Annotated in this window: 19 protein-coding genes and 1 pseudogene; 6 read left to right on the top strand and 14 right to left on the bottom strand. The window is 42.6% G+C overall.

The window, feature by feature from the left end; translation table 11 throughout:
• Window positions 1–127: 127 nt before the first annotated feature.
• From EYS00_RS17100 to EYS00_RS17075, 7 genes are all read right to left on the bottom strand, one after another.
• Window positions 128–574, bottom strand: coding sequence for a retron system putative HNH endonuclease (locus tag EYS00_RS17100; protein WP_165399414.1), 447 nt, complete (start codon window positions 572–574; stop codon window positions 128–130).
• A gap of 4 nt (window positions 575–578) precedes the next feature.
• Window positions 579–1,217, bottom strand: a complete 639-nt coding sequence (locus EYS00_RS17095; RefSeq protein ID WP_258313038.1) for an AAA family ATPase — start codon at window positions 1,215–1,217, stop codon at window positions 579–581.
• A gap of 497 nt (window positions 1,218–1,714) precedes the next feature.
• The gene (locus EYS00_RS20715) at window positions 1,715–2,539 is read right to left on the bottom strand and encodes an AAA family ATPase (RefSeq protein WP_207301728.1); all 825 of its coding nucleotides are present in this window, start codon (window positions 2,537–2,539) and stop codon (window positions 1,715–1,717) included.
• 153 nt (window positions 2,540–2,692) lie between these two features.
• Entirely contained in the window at window positions 2,693–3,178 is a 486-nt protein-coding gene (locus tag EYS00_RS20710) for a reverse transcriptase domain-containing protein (RefSeq protein WP_207301727.1), read from the bottom strand.
• Window positions 3,179–3,691: 513 nt separating this feature from the next.
• Window positions 3,692–4,285 carry a histidine phosphatase family protein gene (locus EYS00_RS17085; protein ID WP_130638786.1) on the bottom strand — a complete coding sequence of 198 codons (594 nt, stop codon included), beginning with the start codon at window positions 4,283–4,285 and terminating at the stop codon, window positions 3,692–3,694.
• A 95-nt stretch (window positions 4,286–4,380) separates the two neighbouring features.
• Entirely contained in the window at window positions 4,381–5,193 is an 813-nt protein-coding gene (locus EYS00_RS17080; RefSeq protein WP_130638784.1) for a DUF547 domain-containing protein, read from the bottom strand.
• Window positions 5,194–5,195: 2 nt separating this feature from the next.
• Window positions 5,196–6,524: a radical SAM protein gene (locus EYS00_RS17075; RefSeq protein ID WP_130638782.1), complete on the bottom strand. Its 1,329-nt coding sequence runs from the start codon at window positions 6,522–6,524 to the stop codon at window positions 5,196–5,198.
• A 49-nt stretch (window positions 6,525–6,573) separates the two neighbouring features.
• Here EYS00_RS17075 and EYS00_RS17070 point away from each other — a divergent pair, with 49 nt between their 5' ends.
• Entirely contained in the window at window positions 6,574–7,548 is a 975-nt protein-coding gene (locus EYS00_RS17070) for a hypothetical protein (protein WP_130638780.1), read from the top strand.
• A gap of 108 nt (window positions 7,549–7,656) precedes the next feature.
• A complete protein-coding gene (locus EYS00_RS17065) occupies window positions 7,657–8,574 on the top strand; it encodes an AEC family transporter (protein WP_130638778.1) in 918 nt (305 codons plus the stop codon).
• Here EYS00_RS17065 and EYS00_RS17060 read toward each other — a convergent pair.
• From EYS00_RS17060 to ahpC, 5 genes and pseudogenes are all read right to left on the bottom strand, one after another.
• A pseudogene (locus EYS00_RS17060) lies at window positions 8,540–9,949 on the bottom strand (PepSY-associated TM helix domain-containing protein); the annotation flags it as partial. The gene EYS00_RS17065 and the pseudogene EYS00_RS17060 sit on opposite strands and share 35 nt — an antisense overlap.
• A 24-nt stretch (window positions 9,950–9,973) precedes the next feature.
• Window positions 9,974–10,513, bottom strand: a complete 540-nt coding sequence (locus tag EYS00_RS17055) for a hypothetical protein (RefSeq protein WP_130638774.1) — start codon at window positions 10,511–10,513, stop codon at window positions 9,974–9,976.
• Window positions 10,514–10,524: 11 nt separating this feature from the next.
• Complete coding sequence (locus EYS00_RS17050; RefSeq protein ID WP_130638772.1) at window positions 10,525–12,648, bottom strand: TonB-dependent siderophore receptor; 2,124 nt, start codon at window positions 12,646–12,648, stop codon at window positions 10,525–10,527.
• A 168-nt stretch (window positions 12,649–12,816) separates the two neighbouring features.
• The gene (gene ahpF / locus EYS00_RS17045; RefSeq protein WP_130638770.1) at window positions 12,817–14,385 is read right to left on the bottom strand and encodes an alkyl hydroperoxide reductase subunit F; all 1,569 of its coding nucleotides are present in this window, start codon (window positions 14,383–14,385) and stop codon (window positions 12,817–12,819) included.
• 129 nt (window positions 14,386–14,514) lie between these two features.
• The gene (ahpC, locus tag EYS00_RS17040) at window positions 14,515–15,078 is read right to left on the bottom strand and encodes an alkyl hydroperoxide reductase subunit C (protein WP_130638768.1); all 564 of its coding nucleotides are present in this window, start codon (window positions 15,076–15,078) and stop codon (window positions 14,515–14,517) included.
• A gap of 303 nt (window positions 15,079–15,381) precedes the next feature.
• On the opposite strand from ahpC, the gene EYS00_RS21085 reads away from it, so the two are divergent.
• The 3 genes from EYS00_RS21085 (at window position 15,382) to EYS00_RS17030 (ending at window position 19,523) form a co-directional block, all read left to right on the top strand.
• Window positions 15,382–15,927, top strand: a complete 546-nt coding sequence (locus EYS00_RS21085) for a DUF2252 family protein (protein WP_242618810.1) — start codon at window positions 15,382–15,384, stop codon at window positions 15,925–15,927.
• 29 nt (window positions 15,928–15,956) lie between these two features.
• Window positions 15,957–16,718, top strand: a complete 762-nt coding sequence (locus tag EYS00_RS21080; RefSeq protein ID WP_242618809.1) for a DUF2252 family protein — start codon at window positions 15,957–15,959, stop codon at window positions 16,716–16,718.
• A 243-nt stretch (window positions 16,719–16,961) separates the two neighbouring features.
• Window positions 16,962–19,523: an ExeM/NucH family extracellular endonuclease gene (locus EYS00_RS17030; RefSeq protein WP_130638766.1), complete on the top strand. Its 2,562-nt coding sequence runs from the start codon at window positions 16,962–16,964 to the stop codon at window positions 19,521–19,523.
• Window positions 19,524–19,571: 48 nt separating this feature from the next.
• On the opposite strand, the gene EYS00_RS21075 is transcribed toward EYS00_RS17030, so the two are convergent.
• Both EYS00_RS21075 and EYS00_RS17025 read right to left on the bottom strand, forming a co-directional pair.
• Window positions 19,572–20,087, bottom strand: a complete 516-nt coding sequence (locus EYS00_RS21075) for a hypothetical protein (protein WP_242618808.1) — start codon at window positions 20,085–20,087, stop codon at window positions 19,572–19,574.
• A 22-nt stretch (window positions 20,088–20,109) separates the two neighbouring features.
• Window positions 20,110–21,234 carry a response regulator gene (locus tag EYS00_RS17025; RefSeq protein WP_242618807.1) on the bottom strand — a complete coding sequence of 375 codons (1,125 nt, stop codon included), beginning with the start codon at window positions 21,232–21,234 and terminating at the stop codon, window positions 20,110–20,112.
• A 231-nt stretch (window positions 21,235–21,465) separates the two neighbouring features.
• Between EYS00_RS17025 and EYS00_RS17020 the strand changes: the two genes are divergently transcribed.
• Window positions 21,466–22,260 carry a hypothetical protein gene (locus EYS00_RS17020; protein WP_130638764.1) on the top strand — a complete coding sequence of 265 codons (795 nt, stop codon included), beginning with the start codon at window positions 21,466–21,468 and terminating at the stop codon, window positions 22,258–22,260.
• Window positions 22,261–22,364 lie beyond the last annotated feature (104 nt).

Here is a 22,364-nt window from a genome sequence, read left to right as displayed (position 1 = left end):
TGTTTCATCATCACCGGTATCCAAAATATTAAGAATTGTAGTTACTTTTGATTGAAACTTATTAATCTGACGTTCTCTTGATAGCCTTAGTGAGGGCTCATCAAGATTTAGAGCTCTAATTGTTTCCTCAGCTTTTTTTTGAGAAATATATTCTAATCCATCTACTTTTCAAAACTTTACCACTGGGTAAAAACTGCAAGTAGTCTTCAGGATCTTCAATATCAGGTTTAATCAGTAAATCTGAATCATAAGTTCGTCTCTCGCCGCCAGGAAGGTATTGATCTTTGTAATGTCCACAATGAAGTGTTGACGCACAACAACCGAAAAGATTTCCCCAATCAAAAGTTAGATGAGGATGTGCACTTTTATCAAAAAAATGTTCGATATGTCCCGTATCGCTTCCTTTAATTGCTTTTGATTCACAATATGCACAAAGGCCGTCTTGAAACTTTCCCAACTGATCCCAAATACTGGATTTTCCTGAGCTACTAACATCACCCCATGTATGTGTAACATAGGATAAACCGCTAAGAAAAGAAGGTTTTTGCGCTAGACTACGGTTTAATTTTTTCAAGTAGCTATACCTTATTTCTCTTAAGGTTTATTCTTTCTTTCATCTCAAATACATCTAATTTATTCTGACAATCAGTAAGTACGGGATGATCTGAACCAAAATGTCGTTCAAGATCTTTTAGCAATGTAATCGCTCGATCTTTTTGACGATTCAACAACAACCGTGCGAACTCATCAACTTTACGAGCTTCTTCTATATCAGGTATTGGACTCGTCCCCATTATTTCAGCTAGGATATCAGCACTTCTGACTCCCTTAGTTTGAAATCTAGGTGATGGGCAATGAATATTCCCATTTTCATCGGATACAAAATAGCGTACGCATGATTTATCAACTGTAGATAATACTTGAGGGCTATGTGTTGTAACTATAAATTGAATGTTCGGGAATGTGTTTACGAGTGCTCCAACAATATCTTGTTGCCATTTAGGATGTAAATGAAGCTCAATTTCATCAATTAATACTATACCTTGGCCATGTAAAGGATTTTCCAAGTTTGGGTTAAGCACCACTAGCTTTCTGGCAATATCGGCTATCATAGAAATGAAAACATGCTGACCTTGTGACGACTGAAATATATTAATAGTACGTCCATCTACAGTTACCTTTAACTCAGCTCTACCTGTCTGACGATTTTTTTCAATAAAAACATCTGTAAACCCTGGAACTGTAGATATGATTGCTTCTTTTACAAAATGAAGATTTTTTATGTGAATTCTACGGCTATCGTAATCAACTTTTTAGCTCTTCATATTCTTCCTTGGAATTTATATACAACTCATGAATTTCACTAATTTCATTATCTGCTCCTGCTGAAATTAATTTCTCTAGTCGTTTTTTAGATTTTTGCAAGTTAATATATAAATCTTCACCAGAGCGATTATGCAGAGCTAAAAACCATTCAGAAAAGTCATCAAAGTTCCCAGTACCATCAATTGATTTATGTCATAAGCGTCGTACTTAGAGCTTTTGTTAACAGGAGTTATTTTTTCCAAATCAAATGTTTTATTAGATTTTATATTTGTTCTGTTTACCGAATAACTAACAATCAGAGGTAGGTCAATTTCACTTTTTTCATTTATTCGACTAAAATTATCCAGTATTCTGTAGAGACTTCCCAGCTCTTCAAAACGCATCTAATTCACTTTTTTTTAGCTTCTTTTGCTCCTTTCGCGGTTTTGAATAAAGATATTGAATAATGACTACTTTCGTTAACACTAGCTCGTAGCGTAACTTCAGCAAAACTGACTGAATCGATATTTACGTCGTAATCAGTAACACGAAGTCCAATGCCACCCTTCTTTAGGATATTGGCACTAAGCCAACTTAAAGATTTGGTTATACCGTCAACAATTGTTGTTTTACCAGCTCCGTTGTCACCAATAATGACAGTTAAATGTTTATCTAGCTTTACCTTTAATGTTTTGAACCTTCTAAAATCTGATAACGTTAATCTAGAAATATGAATTCTAGTATTTTTCTTATTTAGCAAGTTCCTACATCCTATTAGATATTCGGAAGCTATTTTGTGGTTTTTATCTATGGTACAAACCATTTCACCATCTGAGTTTTTATCGAAAACGCCATTTTCATAAATATCGTAAAGCTTGAAGCCAGATGAAATAGAACCTGCCTTGAACTTCCCATCAAGAAAAGCTATTTCACTCTTAAGCTGAATTTCTCTATTCATTTGTAGCCTCAAAATTTTTAACATTACTTCTTGTGAATATTTCTTTATGAGTGATTCATAAAATCTTGATTCGATATGACGCGCGTGAGCCAAAAGACCTTGCAGGTGCATTGTTTCATGACTATTTAATTGCCCTAGAGAAAACTGATGTATTTTATGCTTTAAATACCTTTTATTTTTTCGACCTAGTGATATTTTTCCATCATTTGTAATAGTAACCCCGGTTACATGACGATTATGAGCCTTAGATGAGAAAACGGTTTTGCTCTTATTCAATCTTAAATCACCGTTAAAGCAAATGGCTAATTTTTTTCTACATGTTCTGGTAATTGAAATAGAATGTCTTTTGAATTTGTAGAAAATGTGAGATCATCAGCATAACGTGTATACGTTATTCCTAAATTTTGACATTGTTCGTTTAACATCTGGTCAAAAACCAACATGCAAAAATTGGAAAATATTAGGAGAGCTAGGAGCCCCAACACTTAATACTAATCTATCCTCTAGACTCCAAAAAAGGAGCTTTTCTATCCATATTTTATTCTGTTCAGATAACAGTTCTCTACCAGATAATTTCCATGCTCGCCAAAAAATATCAGGTGTAATGCTATTGAAGAAGTTTTCAAGATCCAATTTTAATAAGAAAGCCTGATTTTTATGTGCAATAGCATTATCTTTGATACTTAAGCCTTTTCGGTAGGCCATAGCACACTTATGAACTGGAAGTTCAGTGGTTGTTATAAAAGCTCTCTGACATTCTTTCAACTCTTTTGATGGTTGAGCTATTTTTCTAAAGCCATGATTTCGCTTGGGAATATAGTAGATCTTATACCTATAAGGAGCGATGAATAGAATATCTTCTATTACATATTTTGGCTTCCCCAAGGCTGTTGCAATTTGACTAATTATACTCATAGTTTCCTGTTGAAAAAGCTCAAGGTGTTGTTAACCACCTTGAGCTTAACTCTTTACTATAGAGTGCGAGGAGTACGCATCCTAAAGGAGGAACGAGTTTAGGATGCGTACTCCTCGCATTTAAACCCGTTCAATAAATTTGAGTCTGGCTAATCACCCGACTAGACGAATAACGTCTTACACTAAAGAGCACGCAAATACTACTCCAGTAGCCAACAAACAACAACATCACTTTTCGTTGAGTGTTCCAACGTGCTCAGCAACGAACGAAGTCGGATTTTTATTTTCAAAATTAGACCAATACTTAGAAACGAAGCCTCAAGTAACTATTAAAAAGTCTCTCAAACAAACTTTGAAGCAATTAAGAATTAAGATATATTTACAATGCTGACGTATAATGGCTATGTGATTTCTAGCGAAATACTCTACCTAAGCAACAGACGTGATCACTAACTGCAATCACATTTTGCCTGCTATCCTAAACTTAATATACCATCATGCTAATAAAGCATATCAATCATCTAGTTCAGCCTCTGCCGTCTGAATAAAACGCTGCTCCATATGAGAGTACTTTACTCGACACCAACTACCATTTTGTAGGGTTGGAATTTGCAGTTCACTGCTATTTTTATTTATCCAATACAAAAAGTGCTTGATCACATCCCCATGGGCAATCACTAACACCCTATCATAACTATCAGATACGGCTTTCTGTGCTAAACATCGGGAAAATCGTTTTGCACTGTCGAGGGCTGTTTCACCGTTGGGTGGGGCGACGGTGGATAAAGGTAACTTGGAAACTTCAAAGCCCTTGAGGTCAGCCAATTCACTTTTGACTCTCCCCTGCCAATCCCCGAAGCTCCGTTCTGCGAGGTCGTTTTCAATCGATAACGTGCTTTTTAACTGAGCATTGCAAATATCTGCAGTCTGCCTAGCTCTGCCAAGGGGAGAAACGTAAATGTGTTTAATGTTTTCAGGCAGTAATGTTTGGCCCAATTGTAATGCTTGGCGTTCACCTTCAGGCGTCAGCGGACTGTCTAATCGCCCTTGATAAATACCTTGTGTGTTCCATTGAGTTTGCCCGTGCCGAGCAATATAAAAATCCATGAAATTCAGTGCTTATTCGAAAAAAACGTAGACTACCATCAGGTTCACACAAGGTCTAAACCTGATGGTGATGAATTACGTTTTTGATACATGAATTAATCGCCAGGCTGCGCGTTTATACGCCAATCATAGTCAATAAAACGCACTTTGTAGTTATCTGGAATAGGCACAGATAAGTACCGATTAATGTACTGAGGTAAGTCCTTCGCTCTGCCAGAAGACACAAAATCTTCTGTGTAAAAGTCTAATATTTCCGATACGTAAACCCGCTGCTTGCTGTCATCAACATAGAAGTGCTTCTCTTTTGCAAAGAACTCATGGGTCACACTGTCTAACGCCATTTCCAAACTATCTTCATAAAAGGGAACTTGAGGTAAGCGAGGACAATCCTTCACCATGCAATTCAATGCGAAATGGGAACGGGGCTCGTCGAGCGGCCGAATAACGTCGTTCTCATAATCATACAAGTTGGTCTCTTCTCCACCGATGATCACATCGCGAAATTTGAAAAATTTCGCCCGAGAGAAAAAGCTGGTGAACCCATCGGGAATGCCTTCGTCAATTACCCCGTACATAGCCAACGCATTGTATGTGTTGATATGGTAAGCCAACACTGCCTGAGGAGTCTCAAATAACGCTGGTGTGTTACTCGGGCTTGTTGTTTCGATAAAACTCACTACATTTTTAAGCGGCTGCAGGTCGTTAGATAGTGCTTTGAAATTAGTTCTACCTTCGCTATCCACATAATTTTCGAGCACATATGCCCAGTCTTTCAGCGCACTTTCATACGCTTTACTAGCATTCATTGTTTCATTCTCTTGGGCCAGTACTCCGCTACTTGATCCAATCAATGAAACGAATATCAAAAACAGTGAAATTGTGTGAGTTTTCATAATACGCAGTGACATTGTTACTCCTCATGCTCTGCTACTTTTCGTGTAATTGGCGATTGTGGATGGTTTTCTACTTGTCTTATGGGAATGACGTTGTCCCGTTTGTATCGCGCCCCTAAAGGTTCATATTGTTTCACCTTTCCACAACCATCGGTGTAAGTGATGGGCTTTAAGATGTAGTCATCGCGATGAGCATTGTGTTGACACATAGACACTGGCCCGTCTGAGGTCATCACCATGAAGGAGCACGCATCCACCCGCTCATGGTCCAATGCCTCTGCATCCATAAAATTTTGAATAAAGAAAGAGAGTTTGTGTGCCTTGCCTCGACTGGCGAATAAGCTTTTCCTCATCTCGTAAAGCTTAACGACAGCCGCTTTTACTAATCGAGCAATCCACACGGGCTTCAGCAGTAACGCTTTTGAATACGCCCACATTATTTTTGCCACGCCATCTTGTCGCGTTATCTGGATATGTTTGAAGTCTTCGATAAAATTCGCGAAAAAATCTTCGTCATCTACGACAGAAAACACTTGGTTATCAGCGACTAGCGTTGGCATATAACTATGACAGTCACTATGACCAATGCGTACTTTCTCCCAGGGCAGTTCTTTATCAATAGCATTCTCTACCGCGGCTTTTACCGTTAAAGGATCAACAATGTTTGACCGTGCCCCCCACTCGCCTCTGCCCGTTTCGGCCTGAAGCTGGAACGACACGAAGCTCACTGCATCAGCATTTTTGACAAAAAACTTCACCAACATTCTCATTTCATGAAAGTTGTCTGTGTGCACTGTGGTATTGAAGATCACCATTAACCCGAGCCCTTTGGCTCGTTCAATATACTCTTCACGCAACGCATTTAATGATGCTTCGTTACTAAAGCCTTTACGCTCTTGAGTGGTATCAACATGAAAGGCGACGTCATTAAGACCAACTTCGGCAAGCTTTGTGAGTAAGTCACGCGAGGCAGCAATACCATTAGTAAACAACGCGGTGTGCAATCCCAGCTTATTCGCATAGGCCACTATTTCAATCAATTCACTGTGTTTTCTGAGCGTAGGATCGCCACCGGTAATTTGTACGCTAGTACCTGGCCCATAGTGTTCGAGCACCAGGTCCAATCGATTGAATACTTCTTCAATGGGGATATCTCTAACAGCCTGAGAATGCTCAGATAAATAGCACAAGGTACAGTCGAGATTGCATTTTTGCGTGATCTCAATGGCAACACAGCCTATGGTATGGGTTCGCCCCAATAGCTGGGTTGCGGTAAAGTTATCACCCATTCGCGCTCTGGTTTTAGCGAGCTGTTGGCTTCTTGATGATGTAGGATCGCACCCCATTGCTAGAACCCTTGGTTGTTGTAATCTGTAACTAGAAAGACCTTTTAAAATGAAAAATGCTTTCAACTATGGTGTAATTTTTATTGTATCAGCGCTTTGTTTTGGGCCTCACGGATTAGCTCAGTCGCCCGATACGGATTCATATTTTGAATACGTAAAAGCAAGAGTGTTTTCAGACCCTTACGACACCCTGCCTCAATATGAAGTTTCTCGCACGTTATTCGATATCGACGGCGAGAATGTGCTGTTAAAGCATGCCATTAGAACCTTATCCAGCAATGAAGATTTCATTACGCTAGATACGGAGCATAAGCTGTTACAGGCCAACGGAATCTGCTTTTCTGGTACATGGCAAATGAATCAAGATAGTCCCTATACGGGACTTTACAGCGCGAACCTAGAAATCCCCGTTATCGTTCGGGCGTCAGTGAGTTTGAGTGGAACCAAACAAAACGATAAGAGAGCCTTTGGTGTTGCTATTAAGCTTTTTCCCATTAATAACACTGCACAAACTCAGAACGTATTCTTGATGCATTCACTGGGCGGGACGAAAACCGACCATGTACTTAGCCTGCCAATGACAAATGAACCTGCGATGGGATCAATTCCTCCACTAGGAAAAATATTAACCGCATTGCGCCTTGAACGGGATCTTGAAAAAGCAGACGAGCAATTCAGCGGAGCAAACGCAAATGCGCGTTTTAGGCCAGTGTCACACTTAGCTGGAGTAGATGTAGATGACAAGGATATAGTAGCTCCTCACTGGCTTCGCCTTGTCATAGCTCCAGATACCACGCTAGTTGATAAGTTGGATTTTAGAGATGAGTTAAACCTAAACCACTACACTAACACACGTTTTAGCTGGTTTATTCAAGCCGCTGATAACAATGCGCAGGGGATAGAGAAAGCAGTGTGGCAAAACATAGGCTGGCTCACCGTGAATGATTCAACTATATCATCAACCTGTGATAAGCAATTGCACTTTGCGCACCCTTCGATACAAAGCACGGTTGTTGGCGAGTGAAATGCAAAGGTTTTAATGAAAATCAAATAATTACTTCATTTTAGGCGATGGACACTGGATAATACTAGAACACATTTTAGTCTCACAGAAACGGACTTTCGGCCCTCAATGACATTACTCCAATCGTTTTACTTTGCCTGTATCTCTGTTAGCCCAGTGTTGGCCATTTTATTGCTGGGAATGTGGCTTAAAAAAGCAAACGTGGTGAATAGCGAATTTATTCGCGGGGGTAATCAGATAGTTTTTAATATTGCGCTTCCCTGTTTACTGTTCATCAATGTTGCAACCAATCCACTGCAAAAGAACCTTGATACGACACTAGTGATATACGCAGCCATTGCGACACTGCTTAGTGTTTTGTTTTTGGTAGTGATTGCTCGATTTACTGCACCTAAAAGCCAGCGAGGTGTATTTGTGCAATGCAGCTTCAGGGGCAATATGGCTATTATTGGTTTGGCATTGGCGGTGAGTTATCTAGGGGAAGAAATTATTCCGGTGGTTGCCACCTACTTGGCGTTTATCACCATTTTGTACAACGTGTTGTCGATTATGGTATTGACCACATTTAATCGAAGTATGTTAGTTACCATTCTGAAAAACCCGCTAATACTGGGCATTGTAGCAGGGTTGATTGTATCGTTACTGGGGATATCATTGCCCAAATTTGTCACACAGCCGCTAAACTATCTCTCTCAACTCACCCTTCCATTAGCGCTTTTGTGTATCGGTGCCAGCCTCGATTGGCACAGCGCCAAGTCTAATACGCGAGTAACTGCTATTGCGTCTGTATTGAAACTGGCGATTATTCCTACGGTAGTCGTGAGCGGCGGTTGGTATCTAGGGTTAGGAAAAGAGGCTCTCATTGTGCTCTTTCTGATGAGCGGTGCACCAACTGCAGCAGCAGCGTTTGTAATGAGTAAGCAACTGACGGATCACGGCGATTTGGCGTCTGAAATAATCACATTTTCGACACTACTCTCGCCGCTTACTATTACGATTGGTTTAATGATTCTTGGTGAGGTTTGATTGACCTACCCCGGTAAAAACTCCACATCACATATGCCAACATAGGTATATTGAGTTGTAGCGCTGCCATTGAAAATGCACTAGCGCCGTGCACAAAGGTATAGCTTACCAATAGCGATAGCACACAAATACCTGACGAGACCAACCAGAAACGTTTGTCGCACTTATCGATAAATACCGACAATAAGCTATTCAGTAACACAAGCGCCCAGAATACAGAGACTAAACCTGTGTCGGTTGCTAATGAAACCAATGCAGTAAGCGCCAACGCGCCAATACTACCCCACACTATGCCTTGCCAAACACGTGTTAGCACCGGCGGATTCGCTTTTTTCTGCAGCCAGATCTCAGTACCTGAAATACAAAGTACAGTAAGCATAACTCCAAGAATAAAATACAAGATTTTGCTTGATAATCCGGCAAAGTCACCAAAGTGCAGTCGATACATGGCATAAACTAATTGCTTGCCCCAATGTCCATCCTCATATCCACCAGTTCCGATGAAATTACCTGCAGAATCAAAGCGATAATTTTCTGAATAGATCATTTTACCCGGTGCTTTTGCATAAATTTCAATGAACTGGTCGTCACTATAGGCTTCGTGAACCGTAAGGAATATTGGCTCGTGATTCGGCGCAATATCAGCCATCTGAGCAAACGCTCTACTCAACTGGGGTTGCTGATAGGGTTGGCCCATCACAGGGTCTGGTGTAAATATTTCAGCAACAACAGCGTCTCGATCGCCACCGTAGTAAAGCGAAGAAACAAGCACGATTAAGAGACCGGCTAAGCCGAAATAGGCACCGGTTACGCCAATAATCAAATGAAATGGTGCCGCCCATAGACCGAATCGATTATGTAAATCTATGGTGTATTGTTGGCCATTGCCACCCCTGCGAAGGCGAAATGCATCTTTACTGATGCGTTTGTGCGCCACCATCCCGGTGACCACTAGCGTACAAATAATTGCGCCCATGGCACTAACAAGAATCATTCCCCAAGCGTGCGGTAAGTTTAGATACAGATGCAGGTCTACCATCATTTTTGTAAATGGCGAGCGCTCGACCTCTAATAAATTACCATTCGAATCAGCAAAATAGGCTTTATCATCATTTTCAACCACAAACCTTGGAATGCCAGAGGTAGGGAATACCACAAAGAGATGATCTGTTTGCTCCGGATGTTTTTGTAAAAAAGCATTCATGGCTTTATCAACCATTTCTGGCGCAATGCTTTTCATTTCAGGGATATGTGGTTGCTCCCAACGCTCGAACTCTTGATGAAAGACTGCAACAGTCCCCGAAAAACACACTAGAAAAAGTATTACACTGAGAAATATTCCAACCCAGCTATGAGCGTTGAGTGCATTTTGTTTTTTATTTTATTCATTAATTCATCCTCACAGTGGCACGTACATGAGAACTGCCGAGCTAAGCGCCGCCAATATGAAATAGGCAATAAGGGCTTTTACTTTGTTGCTCACGGCAAAGTAGTGATAGATAAGTAAGCCCCACAAGATTGGCATTAAGACGATGACTGAGGCTAACTTGCCTGCGGTTTCGCTAGGAAAGCGCAAACAAATTGCTAAAGATGTCACTAAGCTGGTCACTAGTAGTAGCACGAGCACAACCAAGTAATGACCGATATGAACCCAAGCGGTTTTCAATGAGACGTTCAACGATTTTGGGGATGGGGTATGTTTAGGTGTAGCTAATACGGTTTGGTTTGCGCTAATAAATGGCCAGACTAAAAGTGCCGGAATACATAGCGCGTATACAAGGCCGTGCTCCCAACCCTGACTGAAAGACCAGCCAATACAAGATGCTAATAAAACGCCACTGCCTAAATAAAAAAAGGCCAGCGCACGAGTGCGCCAGCTTCTATAGATTAAGGCAATAGCAGCAAGAGACAGCGCTCCAGCAACAATTGTACTTAACATGATTTCATCCTTTAAAATCGATAAGACAAGCTGGCGTTAACCGTTCTTCTTACGCCTGGGAAGCAGTCTCCACGGAATAGACATGACGTCAGGTATTCTTTGTCAGCAAGGTTTCGAACGTTTAGCTGAAGATCTAACTGTGGTGACACTTCATAACCCAACATCAAATCACCAAGGGTATAACTCGGCGTTTCATAGCGAATAGTGCCGTTTTCCGATACCGTGCTTCCCACGTAACGTACACCAGCACCAACGCGGAAACCCTCAAGCATTTCTGGCGTCCAATTTAGCCATAGCGATGCATTGCTATCAGGCTGTGATGATAGGGCAAAGCCATTGGGATCTTCTGCATCCATTAGTGAAGCCGCAAACTGCGCACTCACATTACCAAGTTCAACGCGTCCCTCTAGCTCCAAACCGGTAATCGTTGCTACGCCCTGTTGTTGAGACGCTTCCGCTGGCAGGCTATTGGGGTTAGGTAGATTAGATACTTCGATGTCGTAATAAGCGACGGTAACAAAACCGGGAACCGATGACATTTCGTATTTAATCCCCGTTTCGTACTGACGACCTTCCTCAGGTTTAAGTTGCTCACCACTGGCAGTTAAACCAACAACCGTCTCGAAGGATTCAGCATAGCTGGCGTACATTGAAAACCCATTGTCGAGACGATACAAAGCACCAGCAGAGTATGACGTTTGTGAGTCTTCTTGCACGCTAGTACCAGAATCGTTATCTACGCTGTCATGACGCAAACCAAGCGTGAAACGCCAGTTGCCCATACTGATTTGGTCAGAAAGATATAAACCGGTGTCTTTTACCGTTTGCTCAGGTGCATCGTAGTAAATAGCGTCAAACACTGATTGGTCAGGAGCACCCGTGTACACGGGGTTAGCCAAATCTAAGATATAGCTGAAATCCCCCTGTAGCGCACCACCGCCGTAATAATAGGAATTGTTAGCATCGGTATCGACGTTTTGATATTGAACACCAGCAAGTATTTCATGCTCTAGTTTTCCGGTAGTAAAAAACTTAACAATTCGAACGTCGAACGCATGCTGATTGAAGGTATTGTCAGCTTGATAGAACGAACGAGGCACATAGGTGTCGGTAGGTGCGACAGGCGCGCCAACAAACGCATTAAGATAACGAGTCCCCCCAGTGAAGGTAGTCCATGCTTGATGATAATCAGCTTCACCTTCTCGCCACAATGCCGTAAACGCGAGTGAGGTGGTGTCGTTAAAGGTGTGTTCACCAAGCAATGTTACTTGATTTGATTCGGTATCAAATTTATTGAACCCAGGCTCGCCTGCGTATACATCAAAGTCTGGCAGGTAACTTCCATCAGCGAGGGGAAGTAACGTTCCCTCTACTGGAATAAACTGTGAACCAGTGTCACTTTCAGTGTCTTGAAAAAGGCCGATAAGTGTCAGTGTAGTATTGTCACTTGGCATGAAGGAAACTGAAGGCATGAGTACCTTAGTGTTGTCCTCTACATAATCTACTTGAGTATCAGAATCACGGTAAATACCAACCACTCTACCCAGCCACTGTCCATCTTCAGTGAGTGCAGTATTAAGATCTACGTTCACTTGCGTACGGTCAAACGTGCCATAAGACAGCACCACTTCACTATCACGGTCAAGTTTTGGTGTTTTTGACACATAGTTCATGATACCGCCGGGCGAACCTTGCCCATACAGAACGGACGCTGGCCCTTTCAATAGTTCCACCTGCTCCATGGTATACACTTCAGCACGAGTAGAGTTGTAGCTACCAAATAGCTCTTGAATAGAGTCGCGATAGCGAGGAATACTCAAACCACGTGAAGATACCCAATCCCCGCGAGTTGCAAAGCCGAAGTTTTCACCGTTAACACCGGCCATGTAAGTAGCAGTCTGTGCAAGGTTGAGCGCACCTTTCAGCGTAAAGTCATCTGCAGTTTCAATAGAAATAGTACGTGCTAAATCTACGATAGGCGTGTTGGTTTTTGTTGCACCAAAGGGACTGCGTTGTCCAACAACTTCAACTTTTTCAATATCTTCGACTGATGAATCTGTAGCATCATTATCTTGTGCAAAGGCGACATGTGGTAATGCTGTAAGAATAGCTATAGAAAGTAGTGATCGTTTCATAATGGTAGTTTGTTTTGTATGTGTTTGAAGTAATGTGTGTTTCGGGCATTAATCTAACAGATAAAAACAAACACGCAAATGATATTTATTATCATTTGCAATAAATGAGTATAAAAAAAGCTGACTGCGTGAGCAAATCAGCTTTTTCTTAATTCAAAAGGTTAAGGGTTACTCACCTTCAACTTCATGTGCGAGTAAGTATTCAAAAGCTGCCAAAGACGCTTTTGCCCCCTCACCCATGGATATTACAATTTGTTTGTATGGCACTGTGGTGACATCACCGGCCGCGTAAATACCCGCTTCTGACGTTTGGCATTTGTCATCAATAACAATCTCACCATACTTGGTCATATCAACCACACCTTCCATGAACTGGCTATTTGGCACCAACCCAATCTGTACGAACACACCAGCTAACTCGAGTGTATGCACGTCGTTGGTCTCACGATCGGTATACTCAATGGCTGAAACCTTGCCGTCTGTAGCCACTATTTGGTTAGTTGCTGCATTCTTAACAATGGTAATGTTGTCGCGCTTCTCAGCTTGATTGATCAGCACTTGGTCAGCTTTTAGCGTTGGCATAAATTCAAACACGGTAACCGATTTCACGATACCCGCAAGATCCAGTGCTGCTTCAATACCAGAGTTACCACCACCAATTACTGCTACGTCTTTGCCTTTAAAGAACGGGCCGTCACAGTGTGGGCAGTATGCAACACCGTTACCTACATTCTCTTTTTCACCAGGTACGCCCAGTTCACGCCAGCGAGCACCAGTAGCAACAATGAGAGAACGAGTGCGAATCTGCTCACCTGAAGACAAGGTAATGGTCTTAACATTACCTTTTTCAATGTTTTCAACGCGAACGCTTTCTTTCAAGGTAATATCGTAATCATTCACGTGAGCCATCAAGTTACCCACTAACTCCGGGCCTGTGGTTTTCGGTACAGAAATAAGGTTTTCAATACCCATAGTATCTTTTACTTGTCCGCCAAAACGGTCAGCAACAACAGTCACTTTTAAGCCTTTACGTGCGCTGTAGATTGCAGATGCAACGCCAGCTGGACCACCACCAATAACAGTAACGTCTTGAAGTGGCATAGATACGCCTTTGTTTGCGTCTTTCAACGACGGGTCGCGCTCTAGTAACTTCTCAATCAGTGTACCCGCTTCAACTTTCCCGTTAGCGAATAGTTCACCGTTTAGGTACACGCTTGGTACGCCCTGGATATCACGCTCACTAATAAGGTTTGGATACAAACCACCGTCGATCATTTCCGCTTTAATGTGCGGGTTAATCAGTGCAAATTGATTCAGTGCTTGAACTACTTCTGGGCAGTTGTGGCAACTTAAGCTGATAAACACTTCGAAGTGAAGCGGCTCACGCACACCACTAACAATCGCTTTAACGCTGTCATCTAGCTTCAGTGCTGTACCCGATGCGTGAAGCATTGCCAAAATTAAGGAATTGAACTCGTGTCCCCCTGGGATCCCCGAGAAGCGAATACCTGTGTCTTCGTTATCAGCTTCTAACAAAAAGCTCACTGAACTGCGCAACTCACCTTGAGTGTCGCGTTCTTCTACGTTTAGTTTGTCGCTAACGCTAGCAATGTCTGACAAAAACTTCACGAGCTCCGCGCGCTTGCTGTGCTCACCGGTTTGTACGACAAAGGTTACGTTTTTCTGCATTGACTCGGTGTAACCTTTCAATGCTTGTAAAATTTCTTTAGTTAACACGGTTATTCTGCCTTTTTTAGACACGCCGATCCCAGCCAACTTTTCTCAGCTGACGAAAAACAAACGTGAGAATTAAATATTGAGGAGCGGAGAACCCGCTCCCCTAACTAAGATGGTCTGAGTAGACCCTTAGATTTTACCTACTAGGTCAAGAGAAGGAGCTAGTGTTTCTTCGCCTTCTTTCCACTTAGCAGGGCAAACTTCACCTGGGTGAGAAGCAACGTACTGAGCAGCTTTGATCTTACGAACTAGGTCGTCAGCGTCACGGCCAATGCCTTCAGACGTGATTTCCATTGCTTGTACAATACCATCTGGGTCTACGATGAAAGTTGCACGGTCAGCTAGACCCATGTTTTCACGCATACAATCGAAGTTACGAGTGATTTCACCTGTAGGGTCGCCAATCATAGCGAACTTGATTTTAGCGATTGTGTCAGACGCATCATGCCACGCTTTGTGAACGAAGTGAGTGTCAGTAGATACTGAGAATACTTCTACGCCACGTGATTGAAGCTCTTCATACTTGTCAGCAATGTCGCCAAGCTCAGTAGGACATACGAAAGTGAAATCCGCTGGGTAGAATACGAATACTGACCACTTACCTTTGATGTCTTCGCTGCTTACTTCGATGAATTCACCGTCTTTGAACGCTTGCGCTGTGAAAGGCTTAATAGCAGTGTTGATCAATGCCATGTTTAATCTCCATGTAGTGAGTTATGTCTGTGTTCATTCAAAAAATGTAAAAGAACACAGCAAGTACGAAAAATTCAACAACGTGGTTCTCATTTGTTGTTCAAACAACGTTGCGTTGAAACTGAGTACAGAATAGCGCCCTGTGAAAATAAAAACTAATTGGTATTTCTAAACAGTAGAATCTAATTAAACTATTAAAACGTTTATTACCTGTGGAAATATTGAACCAAAGTTCAATGGTTCAGTAATTATCTCGCCACTGTGGTGCTGATTCGGCTCGATCTGCTATGTTACAGATTAAACATGACAATATCAGTATCTCACGACATGACTGCACACCGATTAACCAATGAAATTCAAATGATTGACGGGCTTGGACCTTCTAATCGATTAAACAAGCATTTGAAGATGGCAAGAAGCCCCTTTGTCTTTTATCGAGGTACAGCTCAGTGTTTTTACTCAGATATGAAAGCGGGCGTAATTACATACCCTAAAGAGTTCGATAAGGTACCTTTCACGAACATTATTGGCGATTGTCATACGTCAAATTTTGGATTTTTGACCGAAGAAGGTTCACACGGAGACACTGTAATATTTGCCCCTAATGACTTTGACGATGCTTGTGTTGGTCATGCGCATTGGGACCTTATTAGGTATCTCACTTCTCTCAACTTAGTGTTCGATCACTGTAGTGGACTCGCTGAAGCGAGATATATTGTCGACGATGCACCAACCGACAAGCCAGTGATTCGTCAAACACAGGTCGAGTTAGCTCAACAATCTTTTTTGTCATCTTATCAAACGACATGTAACGTCATTATTGACTCTCCTTGTTCAATCAAGCAATAGATCAAGCTCCAGAAGGAAAGCTGGGTAAATTGTATAATAAAGCCGTGAGCCGAGCGGCTGGTGGAGATAAATTTACCGAAAAGAGTGCATTGGCAAAAGCGGTTTATATGGGTGCTGATGGGTTAGCGTTTAGGAAGCTCAAAGGTAAATTCATACCGCTAACAAACGATTTTTATCGTCAGCTGTTCGACGCATTCTCTCCTTATATGGATGATGATATTTTGGATATTGTTGAACGAGAAAATGCCGGAACTGGTTCGGTTAACATGCGCCGTTATTATTTCCTTGTGGGTCCCAAGCACCCTCACAATGAAGCATCGTTCGAAAGGTGTCATATTGTTGAGGTAAAACAGCAAAGGAGAGCTGCCCCACTTTACTTTTTCGATAACACTAATCCAATCAACCGATTGAACCCCGCGCATCTTACTGCTAGGTGCCAAAGGCATATGCAACGTAGCGCAGATTTATTGTTGGATGAAGTCTATTGGCAAGAGGCACACTGGCTTGTGCGTTCGCGACATCACGCAAGAGTGGGTATAGACCCCGAAGATATTGGCATGGGTAACAAAGCCATAAGCGGTGGGTTTGAATACTTTGCTAGCCTGTGCGGCAAAAGTTTAGCGTTAGCACATTGCAGAGGTGACAGACGCTCAACCAACTTCGCTCAAACCATCAGTAACGCACTTAACAATAACAAGCGCTCTCTTATTGAAGATGCAAACCACTACGCAGATATAGTCATCGACGACCATAAACACTTTGTAGATATACTCATGAATGGTGGTGACTGAATAGATATATTTAATAACGGAAGTTAAATACCATCAATTTAATCAGTCAAATGACAACTCAATGTCACAAATAACCTTACTCAAAAACCTTAAATTATTGTTTTAAATACACTTAACTCAAGTAAGACTGAATATTATCAAATCATTTCTATGTTGTTTTCATCACGATAGGCTGAGCCTGAACTAAAGGTTTAATTTAGAGCACGCTCTGAGTAACCAAAAATAACGAAAAGGGAAAATTCAGTGAAAACTTCATTATCTTTACTCTCTGCTGGGATACTAACGGCATTCAGTGCGAATGCATCTGATCTTATAATTAGCGGTGTTATTGACGGCCCGCTTTCAGGAGGAGTACCCAAAGCAGTAGAGTTATATGTAGTTAACGACATCGCCGATCTATCGATTTACGCACTCGGCACAGCGAATAATGGCGGAGGCTCTGACGGCGAAGAATTTGCATTTCCAGCGGTGAGTGCATCAGCTGGCTCATACATATACGTCGCATCAGAAACTGAAGGCTTTACTGCATTTTTTGGCGTAGCACCGGATTACGATTCCAACTCCATGCAGGTTAACGGTGACGATGCCATAGAGTTGTTTTCTAGTGGTACCGTAGTTGACACATTTGGCGATATTGACACGGACGGTTCAGGAACCGTTTGGGAATATACCGATGGTTGGGTCTATCGCAACAGTGGTGAAACTGCAAATTCGGGGAATTTTAACACCGAAAATTGGCAATTCAGTGGTATTGATGCGCTCGATGGCAGTGATAGTAATGCGACAGCTACTAGCCCATTTCCATTGGCGACTTTCAATACCGAAGGCGGTGGTGAAGTTGAGCCTCCAGTTGAAGTTCCAACTATTGAGCTGGGCATGTGTGGAGACACAACTACTCTTATCAGTACCATTCAAGGAAGTGATGATGCCTCGTTGGAAGTTGGTAATTCACATACTATTGAAGGAGTGATCACGGGCTATCGCTCTGACGGTTTCTTTATCCAAGAAGAAACCGTGGATGAAGATGGAGATGACGCAACCTCAGAGGGTATATTCGTTTCAGGTAGCAGTGACGTCGCTGTGGGCAATGTTCTGCGTTTGCACGGTGAAGTCTCTGAAAACTATGGAATGACAACGCTCTCCATGAATCAAAACGCAACGGCACTAGATTGCGGTGCCGGAGAGGATGTTACGCAGATAGCGCTTGAGCTTCCACTTACCTTGTCATTAGAAAGCATTGAAGGGATGGTAACATCCGTTACAGACGCCACCGTTACAAGTACTAATAACTTGTGGCGATACGGAGAAGTAGTAATAAGTGATGCTGTGAAACGCCAGCCAAGTGACGTTGCGGCACCACTCACCGACGCATACAATGCCGCAGTAACAGAGAGCGAAGCCAATCTAATTACCATAGAGGATTCTACAAGCTCAACCTACCCTGACACGCTGAGTTTTTTCCCAACATTCAGCTATGCCAATGCTATTCGTATTGGCGATACTGTATCGGCATCGGGCCCGTTAAATTACAGTTTTGGGACCTACCGTATCAACCCGACTACTGAAATGACTGTCACTAGTGGCCGTGAAGCCACTCCAAGCGTTCACCAAGGCAACTTAACCGTTGCTACCTTTAACGTGCTCAACTACTTCAATGGTATGTTAGACGGAGATGGTAACGTTACGTTTGACTACAGCAGTAACCGTGGTGCAGAAAACGAAACCGAATTTGCACTTCAACAGGCACGAATTGCATCTGCAATTGTTGCCATGAACGCCGACGTTATCGGCCTCATGGAAATCGAAAATGATGGCTTTGGTGAAAACAGCGCAATCAAAGCATTGGTAGATGTTGTTAATGCGGATTTAGCCGATACTGAGCAATATTACTACATCGCCTCACCTGACAGTTCGCAAATTGGTAGCGACGCAATTACTGTTGGCCTTATATACAGAGCTTCTGTAGTTACACCTCTAGATGATGCCATTGTTGTTCCAATGCCAGTTCAACAAATTGATGATGATAGGGTTGCGCAAATGCGCCCTTCCGTTATCCAGAGTTTTACCCATAATCTGTCGGGAGAGACCTTCGCGGTAGCAGTTAACCACTTCAAATCAAAAGGTGGAAGTTGTGCCGAAGACAATGCAGACACCTCTGATAGTGATGAAATCCAAGGTAGTTGCAACGCACTCCGTGTCTCGGCTGCAATTACACTCGGTGACGCCCTAACCGATGAAACGCTTCCTGCGCGCAAGCTGATCTTGGGTGACTTGAACGCCTACAGTGCAGAGGATCCTGTGGCGGTACTAACCGACTACACTGCGGAGAACCGGGGCTATACGATAAAAACAGCCGTAAACACAGGGATGGACGATGGCGCTGCGGTTGACGTTACATCTAACTATGGGTACGTCAACCTCGCAAAACAATTCGATCCTGAAGGATTTTCCTATTGGTTCTATGGCACTGAGCAAGTGGGAAGTCTTGACCATGTATTAGCCAATAGCGCGATGACTGCTGATGCAGTCGACGGAACCCATTGGAACATCAACTCTGCTGAGATCTATCAACTTCAATATGATCAAGCACTCACGCGGTACACGGATGAAGATGGATACGCATTCACTGACGTAGGCCCGTACAGAAGTTCTGACCACGATCCGTTTATCGCTACATTCAATCTATTCGCTCCTACCGGCGAAGGGTCGAATGACGCTGTTTCTACTGGTCAGTCTGGTGGTGCACTTGGTGGCTTGCTAGCCTTGCTATCGGCAGCAGTGTTATGGCGACGTAAACAAAGATAATGATGTCGCGAGAAAAGCCAGCGGATAAATCACGCTGGCTTTTTTTCACTAAAAAATAGGTCTTTCTGGTAGCTGGGCAGAAACACCCAAGGTTGCCAGATAAGTATCTCGTTTAAGTGCTTGTGAAGGAGGAAGCGGAGTCGCCATCAAAATATGAGCGGCGTTGTTAGCTACTTCGAATTGCTCGTCAGTGAGTTCTTCGTGTTTTTGTAACTGCACTAAAATTTTCAATAAGCTCAGGGCAATTTGCTTATCCTGAGGCGCGATAATCAATGCTTGATGAAGATTATTAAATGCTGGCAAGAATCGGCTCTCTTTATAATTTGCCGTCGCCATTTGCTTCAACTCTTTCGTTGTGAATTGAACTTCAACACGCTCCAATGACTCCTGTTTTAGGTACTCATTAACCATTTGAGAAGTAAAGTTATCACCAGCAATTTGTCTGCGTAACTTGTCTAAAATACCCACACAGTGTTCTCGCATACCAAGTTCATGGTATGCCTTCATTCTGTCGAGATTGTCTTCCATAGATATACCATTACCATCAGTCGACATTTCTTCCATGATTTTTTGCGCATCTTTTTTGTCATTTTTTTAAACACAACATGCGCACTTCAAGCACTTTGAGTTGCGAGTCGAACTGTTTCAATACACCTTTTTGTCCGCGTAATTCCTCAGCATCTGCTAGTGCCTTTCTCAGATATTTGTCACTTTCTTCCCCACCCAAACTTGTTGCTACGTCTATGGTAGAGCGGATGACATTGAGTTTGAGTTCTGGAGAATCATGTATCGAGTTTCGGGCAAATCTCGCCATATTTTGCACTGCAGACAATTGGCCTACTTTATCGTGATTTAGTCTGGCTAAGTCCCACAGTTTCTTATTGCGATTGATATTCCTTGGCGCTAGTTTGCTCGCCTGTTTCATTTGCTCATAGGCTTGGTCAAACATTTCTTTTTCGATGTAGTACTGGGCCAGCAAATCGTATGTCAGGAATCGCGTATCGTGTCTCGCTAGTAAACCTTCGACCAGTGCCCTAGCCTGCTCTAGTTCGTCTTGTCGAAGTAGCGATTTAGCTAGGCCTATATGCACCCATGCATAATCCATGTTTTCGAGTAAGGTTCGAAAGTAATGTTCAGCGCGTGGATAATCACGAAGGTTCAATAAACAATCGCCAATCAGGCGCTTTATTCGAGGGTGATAATCCACCAAATCCATATCACTCAACTGACGTTCTGCATAGTACATTGCCGTCGAATAATCGTGAATGTGCATGCAATGAAGCATTTTGTTTAGCTTCTGCCTTGATGAAAACAGATAATTCAGGCGTTTTTTCACTCTTTGCTTATCAAGTGGCTTGACCCAGAAATCATCGGGCTGTAGCTCAACAATACAATTTACCAGTTCAGGTGTAGTTTCAGCACTGAGAAAAATAACGGTAGACTTGTCATTTATGTGACCTAAATGCTTGAGTTCTTCAAACAAATGGAATCCATCTTTGTCATGGCTCACATTAAACGCCAAAAGCACCAAATCAAATCGTTGTTGCTCACACAACCGGATAGCATGGAAAGCGTTGAAAGTACTGCTAATGTTGTACATTCCGAGCTCGTGAAGCGCAGCGGTAACCACTTCATGAACTAGTCCCTGATTATCGATAATCAGTACGTTGAGTTCTTCTTTTGGTGTTGGTGGTGGAATATTTTCTATCATCTATCCGTTTACTACAGCAGGAATACACGAAACTGGCCTTGTTGTGTTTCGATACTATCACTTCTGGCCCGTGTAACGCTACACACCTTTGTTGCGCAAATTGTTCATCTGACTATTGGTATTTGCCCTCAATCAAGATAACATCACTGGTGCGCTAATAATGTTTGATATCCTTACGCTAATACCGTTTTCCGAAAAGCGTTCAAACCATAGAAAGATAGAAATAGAAATATGGCTAACAGTTCAAAAAATGACGAATTTCTGACAATTCGATTAGATGATGAAGATCGTCGTACCTACCAACAGAAAAAAGACGCTTCAAAGCAGAGTGCATCACCATCATCAGCTGCCTCGACACCAGAGAGTAAAAGCGGGAACGGACTGTGGATTTCTTTGGTGGCTCTGATAGCCCTGTTGGCATGTGGTGGTTGTTACTATCTGTTTACTCTACTTGAGGCACAAAAACTAGCCGCGCAAAACGCAGAGTCAAGAATTGCTTTTCTCGAACAAAAGCTTTCAGCAACAGGCGAGGAAATCGGTGAGTCAACCGTTGCATTGCAGGTAAAAGTGACAGAACTGACCAACAAAACCAATGAACTGTGGGAACAGATGGATAAGCTCTGGGCATCAGCGTGGCGCAGAAATCAGCAAGAGATCACTGCTCTAGGTGAACGCGTGGGTAAAGTAGAAACTGCGTCACAGCGTGGGCTCTCAGATACAAATGCCAATGTCTCAGGTAACACGAGCAACATCGCCGTCATTCAGGGACAACTTACCGGTCTGGCAGACGAATTACTCACGTTAAATATTCAATTAGAGCAAGCTATCAGCGATAAACAATCTGCTCAAAATGAAACACGTAGTCTTGCCGACAAATTATCAGTGTTAGAGCAGAGAAATAATGCTCTATCTGGTCGCATCAATGCCTTAGAAAACGAGATCCGAGAAATGGCAACGCAAATGGTGTCTCAAGGTGGGGCTCCGGGTGGCGCACCAGCGCCAACGCCAGTGACAACTGGACCTTAAACCAATTCCTGGCGCTTCCGCAGCGAGGCGCCTTTGCTCAATGACTTCCTTCTGATCTTGATCAAAAAGCTTGCCAGTAACCTCTATATACTCCTCTCTTAACC

The sequence above is a fragment of the Alteromonas sp. KUL49 genome, assembly GCF_006538345.1.
In the GTDB taxonomy this organism is placed as follows: Bacteria; Pseudomonadota; Gammaproteobacteria; order Enterobacterales; family Alteromonadaceae; genus Alteromonas.
This window is presented reverse-complemented; position numbering and strand designations above follow the sequence as displayed.

Bases quoted from the DNA above. Each gene is read 5' to 3' on its own strand.
- EYS00_RS20710 (WP_207301727.1), bottom strand. From the start codon at position 3,178: ATGAGTATAATTAGTCAAATTGCAACAGCCTTGGGGAAGCCAAAATAT.
- EYS00_RS17085 (WP_130638786.1), bottom strand. From the start codon at position 4,285: ATGGATTTTTATATTGCTCGGCACGGGCAAACTCAATGGAACACACAA.
- EYS00_RS17020 (WP_130638764.1), top strand. From the start codon at position 21,466: ATGGCTAACAGTTCAAAAAATGACGAATTTCTGACAATTCGATTAGAT.
- EYS00_RS17080 (WP_130638784.1), bottom strand. From the start codon at position 5,193: ATGTCACTGCGTATTATGAAAACTCACACAATTTCACTGTTTTTGATA.
- EYS00_RS17055 (WP_130638774.1), bottom strand. From the start codon at position 10,513: ATGTTAAGTACAATTGTTGCTGGAGCGCTGTCTCTTGCTGCTATTGCC.
- EYS00_RS17050 (WP_130638772.1), bottom strand. From the start codon at position 12,648: ATGAAACGATCACTACTTTCTATAGCTATTCTTACAGCATTACCACAT.
- ahpC (WP_130638768.1), bottom strand. From the start codon at position 15,078: ATGGCATTGATCAACACTGCTATTAAGCCTTTCACAGCGCAAGCGTTC.
- EYS00_RS17070 (WP_130638780.1), top strand. From the start codon at position 6,574: ATGAAAAATGCTTTCAACTATGGTGTAATTTTTATTGTATCAGCGCTT.
- EYS00_RS17075 (WP_130638782.1), bottom strand. From the start codon at position 6,524: ATGGGGTGCGATCCTACATCATCAAGAAGCCAACAGCTCGCTAAAACC.
- EYS00_RS17025 (WP_242618807.1), bottom strand. From the start codon at position 21,234: ATGATAGAAAATATTCCACCACCAACACCAAAAGAAGAACTCAACGTA.
- EYS00_RS17065 (WP_130638778.1), top strand. From the start codon at position 7,657: ATGACATTACTCCAATCGTTTTACTTTGCCTGTATCTCTGTTAGCCCA.
- EYS00_RS21075 (WP_242618808.1), bottom strand. From the start codon at position 20,087: ATGGAAGAAATGTCGACTGATGGTAATGGTATATCTATGGAAGACAAT.
- EYS00_RS21085 (WP_242618810.1), top strand. From the start codon at position 15,382: ATGACAATATCAGTATCTCACGACATGACTGCACACCGATTAACCAAT.